The sequence below is a fragment of the Shewanella algidipiscicola genome (assembly GCF_900380485.1).
Taxonomy (GTDB): Bacteria; Pseudomonadota; Gammaproteobacteria; order Enterobacterales; family Shewanellaceae; genus Shewanella; species Shewanella algidipiscicola.
Map to the genome: position 1 here is coordinate 250,158 of NZ_OXJV01000017.1, position 16,301 is coordinate 266,458.

Annotated in this window: 17 protein-coding genes; 8 read left to right on the forward strand and 9 right to left on the reverse strand. The window is 49.1% G+C overall.

Annotated elements, in window-relative coordinates:
* On the reverse strand, positions 1 to 2,070 hold the full coding sequence (locus tag DN599_RS13295) for a S9 family peptidase (RefSeq protein WP_110458074.1): 2,070 nt from the start codon (positions 2,068 to 2,070) through the stop codon (positions 1 to 3).
* A 242-nt stretch (positions 2,071 to 2,312) separates the two neighbouring features.
* Here DN599_RS13295 and DN599_RS13300 point away from each other — a divergent pair, with 242 nt between their 5' ends.
* The 7 genes from DN599_RS13300 (at position 2,313) to xthA (ending at position 6,030) form a co-directional block, all read left to right on the forward strand.
* Positions 2,313 to 2,609 carry a DUF6482 family protein gene (locus DN599_RS13300; protein ID WP_110458075.1) on the forward strand — a complete coding sequence of 99 codons (297 nt, stop codon included), beginning with the start codon at positions 2,313 to 2,315 and terminating at the stop codon, positions 2,607 to 2,609.
* Between the two features lie 28 nt (positions 2,610 to 2,637).
* On the forward strand, positions 2,638 to 2,946 hold the full coding sequence (locus DN599_RS13305) for a DUF3081 family protein (protein WP_110458076.1): 309 nt from the start codon (positions 2,638 to 2,640) through the stop codon (positions 2,944 to 2,946).
* Between the two features lie 9 nt (positions 2,947 to 2,955).
* The gene (locus DN599_RS13310) at positions 2,956 to 3,561 is read left to right on the forward strand and encodes an HAD family hydrolase (RefSeq protein WP_110458077.1); all 606 of its coding nucleotides are present in this window, start codon (positions 2,956 to 2,958) and stop codon (positions 3,559 to 3,561) included.
* Between the two features lie 4 nt (positions 3,562 to 3,565).
* Positions 3,566 to 4,171, forward strand: coding sequence for a CIA30 family protein (locus tag DN599_RS13315; RefSeq protein ID WP_110458078.1), 606 nt, complete (start codon positions 3,566 to 3,568; stop codon positions 4,169 to 4,171).
* 187 nt (positions 4,172 to 4,358) lie between these two features.
* Entirely contained in the window at positions 4,359 to 4,904 is a 546-nt protein-coding gene (locus DN599_RS13320; protein ID WP_110458079.1) for a septation protein A, read from the forward strand.
* Positions 4,904 to 5,203, forward strand: coding sequence for a YciI family protein (locus DN599_RS13325; protein ID WP_110458080.1), 300 nt, complete (start codon positions 4,904 to 4,906; stop codon positions 5,201 to 5,203). Before DN599_RS13320 ends, DN599_RS13325 begins: the two co-directional genes overlap by 1 nt.
* Positions 5,204 to 5,223: 20 nt before the next feature.
* Entirely contained in the window at positions 5,224 to 6,030 is an 807-nt protein-coding gene (gene xthA, locus DN599_RS13330; protein WP_110458081.1) for an exodeoxyribonuclease III, read from the forward strand.
* A 330-nt stretch (positions 6,031 to 6,360) separates the two neighbouring features.
* On the opposite strand, the gene DN599_RS13335 is transcribed toward xthA, so the two are convergent.
* The 6 genes from DN599_RS13335 to DN599_RS13360 all read right to left on the reverse strand — a co-directional run bounded on the left by DN599_RS13335 (position 6,361) and on the right by DN599_RS13360 (position 13,689).
* The gene (locus DN599_RS13335; protein WP_110458082.1) at positions 6,361 to 7,809 is read right to left on the reverse strand and encodes a methyl-accepting chemotaxis protein; all 1,449 of its coding nucleotides are present in this window, start codon (positions 7,807 to 7,809) and stop codon (positions 6,361 to 6,363) included.
* A gap of 543 nt (positions 7,810 to 8,352) precedes the next feature.
* Positions 8,353 to 10,599: a xanthine dehydrogenase family protein molybdopterin-binding subunit gene (locus tag DN599_RS13340; RefSeq protein ID WP_110458083.1), complete on the reverse strand. Its 2,247-nt coding sequence runs from the start codon at positions 10,597 to 10,599 to the stop codon at positions 8,353 to 8,355.
* Positions 10,596 to 11,099, reverse strand: a complete 504-nt coding sequence (locus DN599_RS13345) for a (2Fe-2S)-binding protein (RefSeq protein WP_110458084.1) — start codon at positions 11,097 to 11,099, stop codon at positions 10,596 to 10,598. Before DN599_RS13345 ends, DN599_RS13340 begins: the two co-directional genes overlap by 4 nt.
* A 68-nt stretch (positions 11,100 to 11,167) precedes the next feature.
* The gene (locus DN599_RS13350; RefSeq protein WP_110458085.1) at positions 11,168 to 11,833 is read right to left on the reverse strand and encodes a nucleotidyltransferase family protein; all 666 of its coding nucleotides are present in this window, start codon (positions 11,831 to 11,833) and stop codon (positions 11,168 to 11,170) included.
* On the reverse strand, positions 11,830 to 12,867 hold the full coding sequence (locus tag DN599_RS13355; protein ID WP_110458086.1) for an XdhC family protein: 1,038 nt from the start codon (positions 12,865 to 12,867) through the stop codon (positions 11,830 to 11,832). Before DN599_RS13355 ends, DN599_RS13350 begins: the two co-directional genes overlap by 4 nt.
* 177 nt (positions 12,868 to 13,044) lie before the next feature.
* Positions 13,045 to 13,689 carry an MBL fold metallo-hydrolase gene (locus tag DN599_RS13360; RefSeq protein WP_110458087.1) on the reverse strand — a complete coding sequence of 215 codons (645 nt, stop codon included), beginning with the start codon at positions 13,687 to 13,689 and terminating at the stop codon, positions 13,045 to 13,047.
* A gap of 160 nt (positions 13,690 to 13,849) precedes the next feature.
* Between DN599_RS13360 and DN599_RS13365 the strand changes: the two genes are divergently transcribed.
* The gene (locus DN599_RS13365; protein WP_110458088.1) at positions 13,850 to 15,139 is read left to right on the forward strand and encodes an alpha/beta fold hydrolase; all 1,290 of its coding nucleotides are present in this window, start codon (positions 13,850 to 13,852) and stop codon (positions 15,137 to 15,139) included.
* A gap of 70 nt (positions 15,140 to 15,209) precedes the next feature.
* Here DN599_RS13365 and DN599_RS13370 read toward each other — a convergent pair whose 3' ends face one another.
* A complete protein-coding gene (locus tag DN599_RS13370; protein ID WP_110458089.1) occupies positions 15,210 to 15,809 on the reverse strand; it encodes a cytochrome c3 family protein in 600 nt (199 codons plus the stop codon).
* Positions 15,810 to 15,817: 8 nt separating this feature from the next.
* Positions 15,818 to 16,267 carry a nitrate reductase cytochrome c-type subunit gene (locus DN599_RS13375; protein ID WP_420820874.1) on the reverse strand — a complete coding sequence of 150 codons (450 nt, stop codon included), beginning with the start codon at positions 16,265 to 16,267 and terminating at the stop codon, positions 15,818 to 15,820.
* Positions 16,268 to 16,301 lie beyond the last annotated feature (34 nt).

Genomic DNA, 16,301 nt, shown 5'->3' on the forward strand with positions numbered 1-16,301 from the left:
TTAAGCTTGGGTTTTTACCGCCTCTAGCTTAGCTTTATGATCTAACTCGAAGCTAGGCAGGTCACTTGCATCTTGCTTAAGGTAATGATCCATCCAGCGCATTAAACGCAGGTGATAATCATATTGAGCCGCCGCTTTACGGTTGCCGTGACCTTCGCCAGGGTAATACACCAAACGTACCGCTTTACCTTGCACTTTCATATAGCGATACAGCTCCATTGACTGCGCCGGATGCACCCGAGGATCCTCTTTGCCATGCATGATTAGCAGAGGCGTCTTAGACTGACCCGCCCAATAAATAGGGCTACGCTCTAAATACCATTGCCATTTTTCCCATGGGTATGAACGTGCATGCACTAGATGCATCTCGTTGGAGATATCTGTCGTACCAAACTTAGACAGTTGATTAGTCACCCCAACAAACATCACACTGGCAGCAAAATGATCAGTTAACTTAGTCGCCGCCCACGCAGAGGCGTAACCGCCGTAGGAGCCGCCTGTAATGCCGACTCTCTTGGCATCCACCAGCCCCATATCCACAAGGTGATCTTTAAAGCTAACTAAATCGTCAAACTCTTTACCGGCATAATCGTTTTGCCCAAGCTTAGAGTAATCAACCCCCTTACCTGTACTGCCGCGATAATTAGGATAAAACACTGCGTAGCCTTGCGCCGCTGCTAGCTGCCCTGGACGCGAGTAGTTGGTTAACCATCCATCTTTATCATGGCTCTCTGGCCCCCCATGTACCGACATGATTAAAGGGTATCGCTGCCCCTTTTTATAATTCAATGGGTAGATAAGAACACCGCCAATATCGACACCGTCACTGGTGGTAAATGAGATAGACTCTTGCTTCGCAAAGCGTTTATTGTCTAGCCAAGGATTAGAATTACTCAAACGCGTGGCGCTAGAGTCACGGCTTCCAATCCGGTAGACCTCATTAGGGTGCTTAGCGTTATTGGCACGCATCACTAGGGTCTTGTCCGAGTCAGATAAGCTCAGTTGTGAGGCGATAAGCTGCCCAGGTTTGACTACCTTGCGGTAATCGCTGCTCCCGGGTCTGAGTAAACCCACGATGGAGTCGGTGTTGATATTACTGATAAAATACAGTTCGTTACTCTTGTTTTTCCACTCAAAATCACTCACATGACCTAAGTGATTAGGTAACCATGAGCTGATCTTGCCTGTTTTCGTCTCGGCCAGATAGAGACGGCCTAACGCGGGATCGTGCTTGTCCTGCGCCCCTAGGATCGCCACATATTGCCCATCATAAGAAAACTCTGCCGTGCCTAATTTACCTTCGGTGATAAAAGAGGTCATGATCTTTTGTTGGTTGGCATCGACAATGTGCCATTGGGATTTCATGTATTGATCGTCAATTAATGCGCTAGGCTGAGTCTTTACCAATAACTGGCTGTCATCTGCCGACCACTGCACTGCAGACACCACATCATCTATTGGCCAAGCAACAGGGGTTAACGGCTTATCACTAACGGCCAAGTCCAGCACAAATAACTGTTTCGTGGTTAAGTCTTCTTCATAAACTTCGGCCATAAAGCCGAGTTTTTTCAATTCATCGACACTGCTATCTTTGGCTGGTTTAGCGATTAAGGCGACTTGCTTACCATTATGGCTCAGAGCATAGTCAGCGACATCCGTTCCCTTTAGCGACAAGGTCTTAACCGCTTGTCCCCCATTAAAAGGGATTCGATACAGGGCGGTGTGTTTATCTTCGCCCATCTTGGCTAAGAAGTAGACCAACGAGCCATCGGCAGACCACTGAATATTGGTGATGGTCACCTGCCCAGTAATGTAAGGACGCTCAACCCCCTTACCGTCCACCAAGTAAAGCTCGGCCCAATGGGCACCATTTTCTTCTTTATACAATTGGCGAGGCACATAACGGGTAAATGCCACATTATCGCCCGATGGGCTCACTTGCACCTGGGCTACCTGCTGTAGGCCTATGACCTCTTCGGCCGTCAACACATCTGCGGCGCTACTACTAAAACTGAAAATCCCCAGCGATAACGCTATCGCCTGCTTAACAGTATTAAACTGTTTAATCATCAATATCACTCCAATTTGTTCATTTTATTGTTTTAATCTTGATCTGCTCTGCCATTATAGGTTTTTGTTAACAAAACAAAAGCACCTTGGAGGCATTATTCACCTCTGATGACGACTATAATGCAACAGACGTGGGCTATTGCCTGTGCTTTAACATAAAGCAACGAAGCGACTGTCGATAAGTGATCGATTGATATCGGGCTCGCGTAATACCATGACCATTATGGTCTCGGGAGTTAGACATGACGCAAGATGAACTGATTGAACTCTTTAAAGCAAAGCACCTTTCACCCACCATCATTAACACCGCCGATGCCACCCACTACCTTGTTGGCGGCGAAGATCCCCAAGGTAATTTTTATCAGTTAACCTATGACGATCTCAGCCCGATGCAATATCAGTCTCTGGAGCAAGCCAAAGTGCAGTTGAAACAGATGGGGGTGTGTAAAGCCACTTTTGAACTTTATACCGCCTATGATGAGATGATTGGCGTGACGCCCCAACACGATAACAAAACCAGTATTGAATTATCCCTCTAACTCAATACTGCAGTTAAATGGACGCCCAATGAATCACGCCATTAATATGACCCAAGCGCTACGAGTCTATGCGCTGGTGATCGATAAAGGCACTAAAGCCCAAGACTCACAGCAGGCAAATACCCAACAGCTAAACACTGAGAGTGACGACAACAGTTACTGTTATGAAGAGATGCTGGCTTGGAGCGATTATGACGGGTATACCGCCTACCTGAAATATAATCAGGTTACTCTGACCTTGTTATTTCATGGGAAATATTTGCTCGACTACCCAAGCGACGCCAAGTTAGCTGCCTTTATCCAGAAACTGAATAAGCTGGCCAATGAGGTCAAATAAGGAATTAAGATGCAACGTTTCACTCATAGCTTTCAAGGCGTTATTTTCGATTTAGATGGCACGTTAGTCAGTTCTAATTTGAATTTTAGTGCATTACGTCAAGCGATTCAGTGCCCAGTCGAGCAAGATATTTTGCATTTTATTGCCAAGCTACCTGCTGTACAAGCGGCCCAAGCCCAACGCATTATTGAACAAGCGGAGCAGCTTGATGCGCAGCAAGCGCGACTGCTCAATGGCACCGAGGCCTTATTGGATTTCCTGTTAATGCAGCAGATCCCTATGGCAATTGTCACCCGCAACAGTAAAGCGGCGGCGCTGCAAAAAGTGGAGCAAAACAATCTTCCCATTGACCTTATTCTAAGCCGCGAAGATGGCCCAGCCAAACCTGATCCCACCAGTCTTATACAAGTGGCAACCCTATGGGGGCTAGCGGCGGATAAAATTGCCTTTGTCGGTGACCATCATTATGACGTCGATGCGGCTAATCGCGCTGGCATGCAATCGGTGCTGTTGACCTTTGACGAGCACAAAGCCTATCAACACCAGGCACGTTTTGTGTACCGCGATTTACAGCAGTTGTTGCAAGCCATGCCATTAATTTCGCTGTGCGCGTAATTAAATGAACACTGCTGATGTCCCCGCCGATGATATTTACGCCACTGCCAGCGCAGGAGCTCACATGTACAGTATCGAACTACTGAATCTCGCTGACGCGCCACAACAGCAGTGGAGCATAGTTAATGACGGCGTGATGGGCGGACGCTCAAGCAGTCGAATAAATAATCATGGCGACACCTTGCTTTTTTTTGGCACGGTTTCACTGGAAAACAATGGCGGATTTGCCTCCATCAACCAGCCGATAACGCCCCGGCAACTGAAGGGTAAAGACACATCATCCGCCGCCCTTGTGGCGCAAAAAAGCGCCGCAATCCGCATGACTCTTACGGCAAAAGGTGACGGTAAGCGCTATCAACTGCGGATCAAAACGGGTAATGGTATGGCCCAAACTACCTATAAGGCAGGTTTTACCCCCTTAAACGGGACGCCACAGCAATGGCAATTTACCCCGCAGCAATTTATCGAAACCTTTCGTGGCCGCGACTACCCAACGCGCCCCAAGCCCGACTTTAACCAACTGAGCGCCGTGGGGATCTTAATCAGCGACAAGCAGGCGGGAGATTTCCAACTCGAACTGCATTCATTGCAGTTGCAGTTTGAGGAATGACCACAGCCAATGGTATCGCCTCTGCTGCCAGCCAACATGAGCGCGCATGCCAGATAAAGGCTTGCTTGAGCCGATTAATTTAAATTCATCGCAATTAGCCGCCTCTGCCCAGTGGATATCTTTTTCACACTTAGCATGCGTGCTACACTTCGGCCAATCTGTTTATTGACTCATTGAAACCAAACTTATGAAACAACTGCTCGACTTTTTGCCATTAGTGATCTTCTTCGCAGTGTACAAATTTTTCGATATCTATATCGCCAGCGGCGCCCTGATAGCGGCAACGGCGTTACAATTGATCGTCACCTATCTGATGTACAAAAAAATTGAAAAGATGCACCTTATCACCTTCGCCATGGTCAGTTTTTTCGGCACATTAACCTTAGTCTTTCATGATGATGCCTTTATCAAATGGAAAGTGACCGTGGTATATGCTCTCTTTGCACTCGCTTTGGCTGTCAGTCAATTCATTAATAAGCCTATTTTAAAGAGCATGCTGGGCAAAGAGTTGGTTGTCGCCGATAACATATGGGCACACGTTACTTGGTATTGGGTGCTGTTTTTTGTGGGCTGTGCTCTACTGAATATTTATGTCGCCTTTAGCCTACCTCAAGAGACTTGGGTTAACTTTAAAGTGTTTGGCCTTACGGCACTTACCCTACTTAACACTGTAGTTACTGTGGTCTATCTCTATAAACACATGCCAGAAGAACATAAAAAGGAACTCAAATAATGTGGTATATGATCTCATCTCAAGATATTGAAAATAGTTTAGAAAAACGCTTATCAGTGCGTCCTGCACATGTGGCGCGGCTACAAGAGCTATCCGACGAAGGTCGGCTGATGCTGGCCGGTCCCCATCCCGCTATCGATAATGAAAACCCGGGTGAGGCTGGTTTTACTGGCTCACTCGTCGTGGCAGAGTTTGACTCATTGGAAGCCGCACAAGCCTGGGCAGATCAAGACCCATACGTAGCCGCAGGTGTCTATGCCAATGTCATCGTCAAACCGTTTAAACACGTATTGCCATAGCATTTACAGGATCAAACACATTGAAAATCGTATCATTTAACATCAATGGCCTCAGGGCAAGACTGCACCAGCTTCAAGCCCTGATCGATAGCCATGCCCCCGATATTATCGGCTTACAGGAGACTAAGGTCCATGATGAAGCGTTTCCGCTCGCAGACGTCGAAGCTATGGGCTACAAGGTGCACTACCACGGTGGCAAAGCACACTATGGGGTAGCCATGCTGTCTAAGCGCGAGCCGCTCAGTGTACAAAAAGGCTTTCCTACCGACGAGGACGATGCTCAGCGCCGCATGATCATCGCCACTTTTGAGCAAGACAATGGCAGACCGTTAACCGTGATAAATGGCTATTTCCCTCAGGGCGAAAACATCAGCCATGAAACGAAATACCCCGCTAAACGTAAGTTTTATCAAGATTTAATGCACTATCTCAATACCCATTGTCATCCTGGAGATGATATCGCCATCATAGGGGATATCAATATTTCTCCCATCGATTTGGATATTGGTATCGGTGAGGTGAACGCTAAACGTTGGTTAAAAACCGGTAAGTGCAGTTTTCAACCAGAAGAGCGTCAATGGCTCAACACGCTACTCGATTGGGGTCTAGTTGATACATTCCGGCAATTACACCCCACTCGCTGTGAACGCTATTCATGGTTTGATTATCGCAGCAAGGGGTTTGATGATAACCGCGGTCTGCGTATCGACGTGATTTTAGCCACGCCATCACTGGCTGAGCGCTTAATCGAATCTGATGTCGACTACAAACTGCGCGCTATCGAAAAGCCGTCGGATCATGCGCCAATTTGGAGCACCTTTAAATAACCAGCGCTTTCAAGAGCTGATGAGATAAGCTGATGAGAAATTCGCCGTTTATCTCACGCTCATTTGTGCCAACAGGGGGGCTTGTCATACGCCCGAGCGAAACGCATATTGTTGAGATGCCACGCTGTTAGCGCAACTTAAAGTAAGTAAAAGGGAATTAGAGGGAGCCAAAGGGGTAACGGACTGCTTAGCAAATTGAGTCATTAAGCGCAGCACCAGTAAAGTACCCCATTTAAAAAAGGTTCAATATCGTCTTAACAAGACGTCATTGAACCTTTTTTGTACTGCTTTTTATTCTGTACGTCACCGCTTACAGCCTAATTAGCGGCATTAACTCAAACGATATTGGCTTAAAATCCCCTCAAGTTCAGTCGATGACTGCTTAAGTGAGGTGGCCAGAACCACTGAGCGTTCGGCGGTTTCTTTAATGGTTTGCGACTGCTGGCGAATATCATTTAACTGGCCGCCAATATCACGGGCCGACACACTTTGCTGCTCGGCTGACGCCGCAATTTGTGAATTCATATCAAAAACATGATCGGTTGAATCAGCCATATTATCAATATCAACGCCCACAGTTTCTATGGCTCTGCGGCCAAGTTCGGCCTGCTCAACAATCTCATTAGTAATGCTGGCCAACTGACCAGATCCCGTTTGCAAGCCTTCAATCATAGATTGAATTTCAACCGTCGCCTGCTGAGTGCGGCCGGCTAAGGTTCTCACCTCATCTGCCACCACGGCAAAACCGCGGCCTTGCTCACCCGCACGCGCCGCCTCAATGGCCGCATTTAATGCCAATAAGTTGGTCTGCTCGGAAATGCCGTTAATAGTGGTAACCACAGCGCCAATCTCGCTGGCATTGGTTGACAGTGTATCTACCGCGCTAGACGCCGAGGCGATTTGCTCGCTGAGCTGGCCAATACGCGCCATCGCCTCACCGATGCGTAATTTACTGTCGGCCGCCGCATCGGCATTTTGTTTAGTATGATCTGAGGCATTGGCTGCATTTTGAGATACTTCACTAATGGCAGCAGTCATTTGATCCATCGCCACCGCCACAGTGTCGAGAAACTGCCGCTGAAATTTAGCCAGTTCATCATTTTGCTGCGCTTGTTGATTAAATTCATCGGCGGCATTGGCAAGCGTGGCCGCATTATTACCAATGGCAGTGACCATTTCACTCATATTGTCGGCGCTGCGATCGATTTCGCGGGCGATCAGACTGAAGTCATCGGTACCGAAAAAGTTAAGCCTAAATGATAAATCACCATCGGCTAAACGCTTGATGGCAGCATACATGTCCCATAAGCCGGCCCCAAGGGATGTCGAGATCCAGTAACTGAGTTGATACAAAGGATATAAGCCAATCAACGCCAACCAAAACATCCACCACGCATCGCCCTTAATCTCTTTTTCCCACTGAGCCACATTGGTGCTCGTCTGTAAAAATTGACCTGCAATTGGGGCGCTGACGGTGACATTATCGCCCTGACGCGTATTGACGGCGCGACTGGCTAAGCTCAATCCGTGCTGCGTGGCAAACTGCGCAAGTGTTGATTCAGTGAGTTGTTGTGATTTCGCGATATTGGCATAGGCATCGAGACTGGCCTGCGCCCGTGCGACAGAGCTGCTGTCGGCGTATTGGGTGAGTTGATTGAGATTAAGCAAGGCGATACTTAAGGTAATGAGGCTGACCATAGCGCACACCACCCCAAATTTACCATTGAGGCTTAACTTAATCATTAATGCATCTATCTTTCTAAATTCGATTGCTTTCATGGGAGTCCACTTATTTTTATACGACGAGGTGAGCCTCTAGCTATTTCACAGACTAACGTTTTCCGCATTAGCAGCTGAAGTCTTGACGATGTCGAAGATTTATATCGGCTAGGCAAGATTTTACTGTATGGATAGCGGAAGAAAATGTGACATCGACGATGCGTTAGGCTTTAGGGAACACACCTGCCAAGCCACCTTAGCTTGTGAGGCTTAACGCCATGCTCAAGATGGTGTTAGCTGTTGCATACCCGCAAAGTCAAAACAGCATGATGCCAAACGGCTGAGCGCACCTAAAATCAAGGGAGGTAAGATGGCGGCGATATTAACACCCATAACAAAAGTGATGCAACACTCAAGAGGCGATCAACATCGACTATCGATTTTAATGACAAATCTTTAAACAATTACACTAAAATCACTTGGGCACAGCATGCTGATGTGCCCAAGTAACACTTAAGCAACCCGCTCTCACGTATAACGGGGCATAGTTTAGGTTGCGCTTACGTCATGCCAATTAACCTGGAGCAGTTTATTGACATCACATTACACCGACATATGGGCGTTAATTGGCAACTGCCGAATACGTTTGCCCGTCGCAGCAAAAATAGCATTAACGACACTTGGCGCCACCGGTGGTACGCCTGGCTCACCCACCCCAGCAGGCACGGCATCCGAGGCGATGATGATTGTCTCAATATCAGGGCACTGTGACATACGTAACAATGGGTAATCATGAAAATTAGACTGCTCTACCCGCCCCGCTTTAAAGCTGATTTGCCCCATTAAGGCGAGGGTCAAACCAAACATCACCGCCCCTTCAAGCTGAGAGCGAACGCGATCTGGGTTAACTAAGGTACCGGCATCGATAGCAATAATCGACTTAAGCACCTTGAGTTTATTATCCGTCACCTCAACCAAGGTGGCAGTGGCGACAAACGCGGTAAAGCTGCGGTGCACGGCAAACCCCCACCCTTGACCCGACGTGAGCTTAGGTTGACGAGCCATGGCCTGTTCGACCGCATCGATCACCCCTTTAAAGCGCGCCGTATCCACAGGATGGCGACTCAGAGAGTCACCATAGTTACCATAGGTGAACCCTTGGTTTTCAAAGGTTTCGTGCCTATCGCTGCCAAGCAGTTCGCGCCACATTTGCACTGTGGGTAGGCCGCGTTTATGTGCCAATTCATCGACAAATGAGCCAATGCCAAACCCGTGCTGAATATTACACACCGAGCGCAGCCACCCGATACGTGTATGAGCCTGCGCTTTTACCGACTCGCAGCGTAAGCTGTTGATACTCAGCGGCACATCGACAAAGCCCATGTCCAATTCTGAGGCGCTAGGCTCATCAACACTGGCATTAAAGGTAGAACTGATGCTCGGGAAACCACTGCGTTGCAGTATGGCTTCGACGCCATCGGCCCCCACTTTGCCTTTAAAATACTGGGCGCTAATGGCATGCAGATAACCGTTTTGCAGCTCATCTTCGCGGCTCCAACTGACCTTCACCGGCTTACCAGTTTGTTTGGCTAATAAGGCGGCCTCGACACAAAAATCGGGTTTCGACTTACGCCCAAATCCCCCACCGAGCAAGGTCACATGAATGATCACCTGCTCAACTTTGAGCCCCAGCGCATTAGCCACGGTTTGCTGCGCACTTTGCGGGGTCTGAGTCGATGCCCACAACTCAACACCATCGGCAGTCATTCTGGCGGTGGCTGTCGGGGGCTCCATCATAGCATGGGCCAGATAAGGCACGGTATAGAGAGCACTGATGGTCTGCTCTTTTGGCCAATCAGTATTGACAGGCCCTTGTTGGCGTACCACTTTGCCCGGTTGCTTCACCCGCTCACTGAGCTCGGCTAAATACTGCTGTGAGTCATGCGCGTCATTAGGCGATTTCCCCCAACGGATACTCAGTTGTTTGCGCCCTTCGATGGCGCTCCAGCTATTGGTTGCAACAACCGCCACGCCGCCTAGGGGTTGGAAACTCGGCGCACCTATAGGCGCTGGCAAGGTGATCACATCGACCACGCCAGCGGTGGCACGCGCCAGAGTGTCATCCAGATGATTTAGGACGCTGCCCGCCACGGGGGGGCGTGTAATGCTGGCATATAGCATCCCATCAAGCTGCACATCGTAACCAAATTCTGCTTGGCCAGTGAGAATATCCTCCATATCGACAATCCCATGAGATTTACCAATATGGGTGTACTGCCCCGCCGATTTCAGCGTTAAGCTAGCAGGATCGGGCAAGGGCAGCGCAGCGGCCGCTAAGGCGAGCTCACCAAAACTCAGGCGTCGACCAGAGACAGAATGCACCACCTCATTGTCAATGCAGATTAGCTCAGAGGTGGGCACCTTGAGGCGCTCTGCACCAGCTTGTTCTAGCATGGTACGAGCCATCGCGCCCATCTCACGCATCTTATCGAAACCACGGCGAATACTGCGCGATCCATCGGTATTTTGGCTGCCGTAACGCTCATCCGCCAGCCCTTGTACCACCACCACATTATCCCATTTAGCACCCAACTCATCGGCCAACACTTGCGGGATCCCGGTTCTGATCCCCTGACCCATTTCTGAGCGATGACACGTTAAATACACCTGATTATCTTCACCGATAGCGATAAACAGATTAAGCCGAGACTCTGACGTGCCTTGCTGTGCAAGCGCCATCGGGCTCCAACTTACGCCACTGGCTCCTAAGGCTAATCCGCCTCCGGCAACACCAAACAGCTTTAATACGTCGCGGCGACTAAAATTTTGTACTGCAGTGAATTGACTCATGCTTGTGCCTCCTGCTCAGACTCGCTACGGGCGTCGGTTTGGCTGACTTTTTGACCCGATGCCGTTTGAATCGCCGCCTTAATGCGCGTATAGGTACCACAGCGACACAGGTTACCTGCCATCGCCTCATCGATTTGGCGCTCTGTCGGTTGCGCCGTCTGAGTTAACAAGGCCGCAGCCGACATCAACTGCCCCGCTTGGCAATAACCACATTGAGGCACATTATGCTCACGCCAGGCCCGTTTTAACGGCTCAAATGTCAAGCCTTCGATGGTGGTGACCTGCTTACCTTGTACCTGTTTTAGGCTGGTTAAACAGGCACGTTGAGGTTGACCATCGACATGGACAGTACAGGCGCCACATAAGCCTGCACCGCAACCAAATTTAGTACCAGTGAGCCCAACAATATCGCGTATGGCCCACAGCACAGGCATATTGGGGTCGGCATCCAAGGTGTAATCTTTGCCGTTAATCTTGAGTCCTAATGAATTCTTGGACATCTTATTTCTCCTTGATAACCCCGACAACGACTACAGGGTGTTCGACTAGTTAAACAGGTACTGAGCACCTATATCTTATAAAAATCATACAGTTGCTCTTGGGTATCGATATCAAGTTCGGCACGAGGTAAGCTTGCGGCAATCAGTTTGCCCTCTTGATACCGGCGTCTAAGCAGCGCCTTGGCCCCCCTATCCCCTTTTAATGTGAGTAATGCAGTATAGTCATCACGATGAAATATCGCGGGCACCGCAGGGGCCGAGGCATAATAGGCGCTAACACGGGTACAGGCTTGCGCGCGGGCGCCATACAGGGTTAAGTAATCGGTAACTTGTAAGCCAAGCTGATCGCCCAAGGTGATCATTAACGACTCGGCGCCCCTTGCCTGCGCATACTCAGTCGCAACGCCAATGGAGCTGGCCATCCCTTGTTGCCAGTGACGGTTATCCAATACCTTGGCATCGGCAGGTAAACCGTCGATCACCGCCTCACGATGCCCACCGACCACCACCACTAACTGTGCGCCCACATGGCTGGCAACCTGAGACAAACGCCCATACACGACCCCAAGAAGTGTCTGTTTGTGGCCCGTTTGTGAGTCATCAATTGAGTTGTCAGCCTTAATGGGCGTGGCTAATTTGGCCCCACCAAAACGGCGGCTCCCGCCTGCGGCCAGCAAGGCGATCATCTGTAATGGCGACTGAGTTTGGAATGGCGATTGAGTTGTCTGCGTCATAACATCACCTCTTGCAACGCTCCAAGTTTGGCCTGATGCAACACCCCATGACACTCAGACAAGATGCTCAGCGCAATCGATGCGGGCAGCTCTCCGCCTAAGGCCAAGCCTGCCGGCGCCGAAAAAAATGGTTTAATCGCATCAGAGGTGAGCTCGGCTAACGCCAGCACGCGATCGCGCCTATGCCCAGGACCAAGCAGGGCAATATAGGCGATATTTACGCCATTGGTATGTAGCGAAGCCAAGGCCTTAGCGTCGAGGGATAAATTGTGGTGCATAATAATCGCCCCATCGAGGCCGTGCCAAAATGACGCATCTAGCGCCTCGATGGGCAGCTTAAGCACGCGGGCACCGACGAAATCATGACTACGCGCATAACTGGTGCGTTCATCGACCACATCAACCTGCCACCCTAGCTCCATGGCGATACGACACACTGGCTGGGCGTCCAGACCGCCGCCAAAAATGGCAATACGGTAACGACTGCGCAGCGGGATCACTAAGGTAGCCTGTTCACTCTGATGAATCCCCGCTCGGTTAAAGTCACTCAACTGTAGGCTAAGCGCTTGTTTATCAATTTGTGCCTGACTGGCCCATACCGCTGTGGTTATCGCCCCTTGCGGCGCCCTCGAATGACACAAGCTGAACTGGTAATAGCACCGCCCTCCCAACTTTAACGCCTGACTCAGGGTGGGGAAATTAAGGTAGTGATTTTCACGGCACAGGGGAATTAGCATCAAGTGCACCACGCCGCCACAACCCAGTTGATAGCTGGCGTCAGACTCGTCGCTGGCATCGTAACAGACACTCAGCGCTTGCTGAGTTTGTAATGCTTTTTGGGCGTAACGTTTTAAATCAGCCTCTAAACAGCCACCACTGATCACCCCAACGCTCTTGCCCAGAGAGTGGATCAGCATCATGGCACCCACTTTACGATAGGCCGAACCTTCAACCCGAGTGATCACTACCAGCACCCAGTCGTCATCGGGCGCCGCTTGCCAGCTGTTCACTAGATCTTCAATATGATGTGACATTGCCGTCAGCCTCCTGCGTGTGACGCGTTACAATCCACTGCAGGTTACAACCTACCCTAACAAAGCACAGATAAGCAAACTCACATTATTGTTATGTCAAAATCAACGGCACACTAAGTCGCCACTCGTCATGAAACGATGGCGACTGATGGCAAGGCTGAGGCCAGTATGAAAAGGTTAGGCTAATAGCTGATCGGCAACGAAAGGGTTTTGCTCGCGCTCGGCGCCAAAATTAGAGATAGGTCCATGGCCCGGAATAAAGGTCACATCGCGGCCTAATGGCCATAAATTTTGGGTTATCGACTCGACTAACTGTTGATGGTTTGACTGCGGAAAATCGGTGCGACCAATAGAGCCTTTAAACAGCACATCGCCCACCCACGCCAACTTCGCTTGCTGATTAAAAAACACAATATGCCCAGGCGTATGTCCGGGGCAATGCAAGACTTGCAATGTTTGTTCGCCAACCGAGATGGTATCGCCCGCCGCAAGGTATCTGTTGGGGACAAAAGGCTGTGCCGGTAAAAAACCAAAATGTTTGCTCTGCTCCGCTAACGAAGTCAACCAAAATTCATCGTCTTTATGAGGGCCAATAATATCGACGCCAGTGGCTTCACTGAGCGCTTTTGCACCGCCAACATGATCGATATGACCATGGGTTAACAAGATTTTCGTTATCGTTAAACCATGATGAGCCAATTGCTGCTCGATACGAGCGATATCGCCACCGGGATCGACAACTGCAGCTGACTTGGTTTTTTCACACCAAATAATACTGCAGTTTTGCTGAAAAGGTGTGACCGGCACAATTTGATATTTCATCTGCTACTTCCACTCTTTCAATTAAGCATAGATTAGGATAACACGTCAGTTTTAACTAATATCGGTTATCAATATATTGATCTAGGATAATCTATGCCACGCTATTGTTTTTATATACAATTCTTGCGGGCTACATCCACTGAAAATCAAAAGGATACACATGAGCAATTGCCAAATACTGTCTGGGATCCAATCCATTAAACACACCTTTATGCTGCCATTGGATCACCAACAGCCCAATGGGCCGCGCATCAGTGTGTTTGCTCGCGAACTCGTCTCACCCAGCCACAGCGATAAAACACTGCCTTATCTAGTGTTTTTTCAAGGTGGCCCAGGATTTGGCGCCGTAAGGCCTGTCGCAAACAGCGGCTGGATAAAAAGAGCCTTGCAAGAATATCGGGTGTTACTCCTCGACCAACGCGGTACCGGGCTGTCGTCACCCGTTAACGCTGTGTCGCTGAGCCATTTAGACGCTACCGCTCAAGCCGAGTACCTTAGCCATTTTCGCGCCGATAGTATCATTGCCGATGCTGAAGCGATACGTCAGCAGCTTTGTCCGGGTAAAAAGTGGAGTATTCTTGGGCAAAGTTTTGGCGGCTTTTGTGTCCTAAAATACCTTAACGATGCCCCCCATGGCCTCGAAGAAGCCTACATCACCGGCGGAATTCCCTCGCTCACTCGCCGCTGTGATGAGGTCTATCAAGCCACCTATCAAAGAGTGCAACGCAAAAATAGCGACTTTTTCGCGCGCTTTCCCGACGCGCAGCCATTAATACAAAACCTCGCACAATATATCAGTACCCATGAGGTGCGTATCGCCACTGGCGAGCGACTTACGGTAGAAATGTTGCAACTGCTGGGGATCAATATTGGCATGGAGCAAGGCCCAGAAGCGGTATATTATCTGTTAGAGCAAGCCTTGATGGAGAGCGACCAAGGCCTGCAGATGAATCCGCTGTTTTTAGCCCATTTTTGCCAGTTACTCGACTTTAATACCAACCCGATTTTTGCCTTGTTGCACGAGAGCATCTACTGCCAGCAGCACGCATCAAACTGGGCGGCGCAGCGCGTACGAGGCCAATTCGAACAGTTTAACTACCGTGCCGATAGTCCATTTTTATTTACTGGCGAAATGGTATACCCATGGTTTTTTGAGCAATTTACTAACCTTAAACCGCTCAAACATGCCGCGCACCTGTTAGCCGAAAAAGCCGATTGGCCCATGCTATACGATGTTAATATTTTAGCGCGCAATCAGGTGCCGGTCGCCGCAGCCATTTACAGCGAAGATATGTTTGTCGAGATGACCTACAGCTTAGAAACCGCAGCTCAGGTGGGTAACCTAACCTATTGGCTCACCTCTGAATATGAACACAATGGTATTCGTATGGATGGTGAGCGCATTCTAGATAAACTTATTGCCCTTAATCGCCGCCAGCAGCTACGCTAAACCCTACTTGCACCCTATAAAAACGCCAGCGAGATGAAGGCTGGCGTTTTGGGTGGAGACAGTTTACGGATTAGAACCCTTGGACACCTCGCATATCCGGTAAGTGATGGGCGATGCCCTTGTGACAATCGATACAGGTTTTTTCACCACTGGCCAGAGAGGTTGAGTGCATCTGCGCCGCTCGAGGCGATTGGCGAGTAAAATCCATATAATCGAAGTTATGACAGTTACGACATTCTAAAGAGTCATTGGCTTTTAATCTTTCCCATTCATGCTCAGCTAACTCGCGGCGTTTTCCCTCAAATTTTTCACGGGTATTAATAGTGCCAAATATCTTCCCCCACACCTCTTTCGATGCTTGCATTTTTCGGGCAATTTTATCGGTCCAATTATGTGGTACATGACAATCAGGACAAGTGGCACGTACCCCACTGCGGTTGGTAAAGTGTATGGTGGTTTTTAACTCTTCATAGACATTATTTTCCATTTCATGGCAACTGATGCAAAAAGCCTCTTGGTTGGTCGCTTCCAGTACTGTGTTAAAGCCCCCCCAAAATATAACCCCTGCAACAAAGCCACCTATGGTCAGAAAACCTAAGCTGTAATGCACACTTGGCTTCCTTAACACTGCCCACACCTTTTTTAGGCTAGCGTGTAATTTAGCTATCATCTCGGCTCCTAGTGCTCTGCTTTTGTTTTAGGGGCAATCAAGTGATCCATATCGACAAAGTCATTTTCGACTAGCAACTTAGCTTCAAGTTGAGGCACATGACATTGGGTACAGAAATACCGCCTTGGGGACAAGGTGGCTAAAAAATTATTTTCCCTGTCCATATAGTGAGTCACGCTCACCATCGGCGCTTGTGATTCCCCCGTGCGCTTGCGCGCATGGCATGACATACACTTGTTCACTTTCAAGTCGAGTTGATAACCATCAATCTTGTGCGGGATCACCGGTGGTTGCATCGGATAATTACGCACTTGTTTAATGTCTGTATTGCTTACTCTTTGCATCGCTGGCGGCGTGGGTTCCACGTTAATCGGCGCCTGACGTAATGTGGCAACTTTTTCATCCGGTACACTGGCCGCATGGACGCCCAGCGACATCACCACACTTACACCAACCATTGCGATTAAGGTTACTTTTTTTGCTGATTTCATG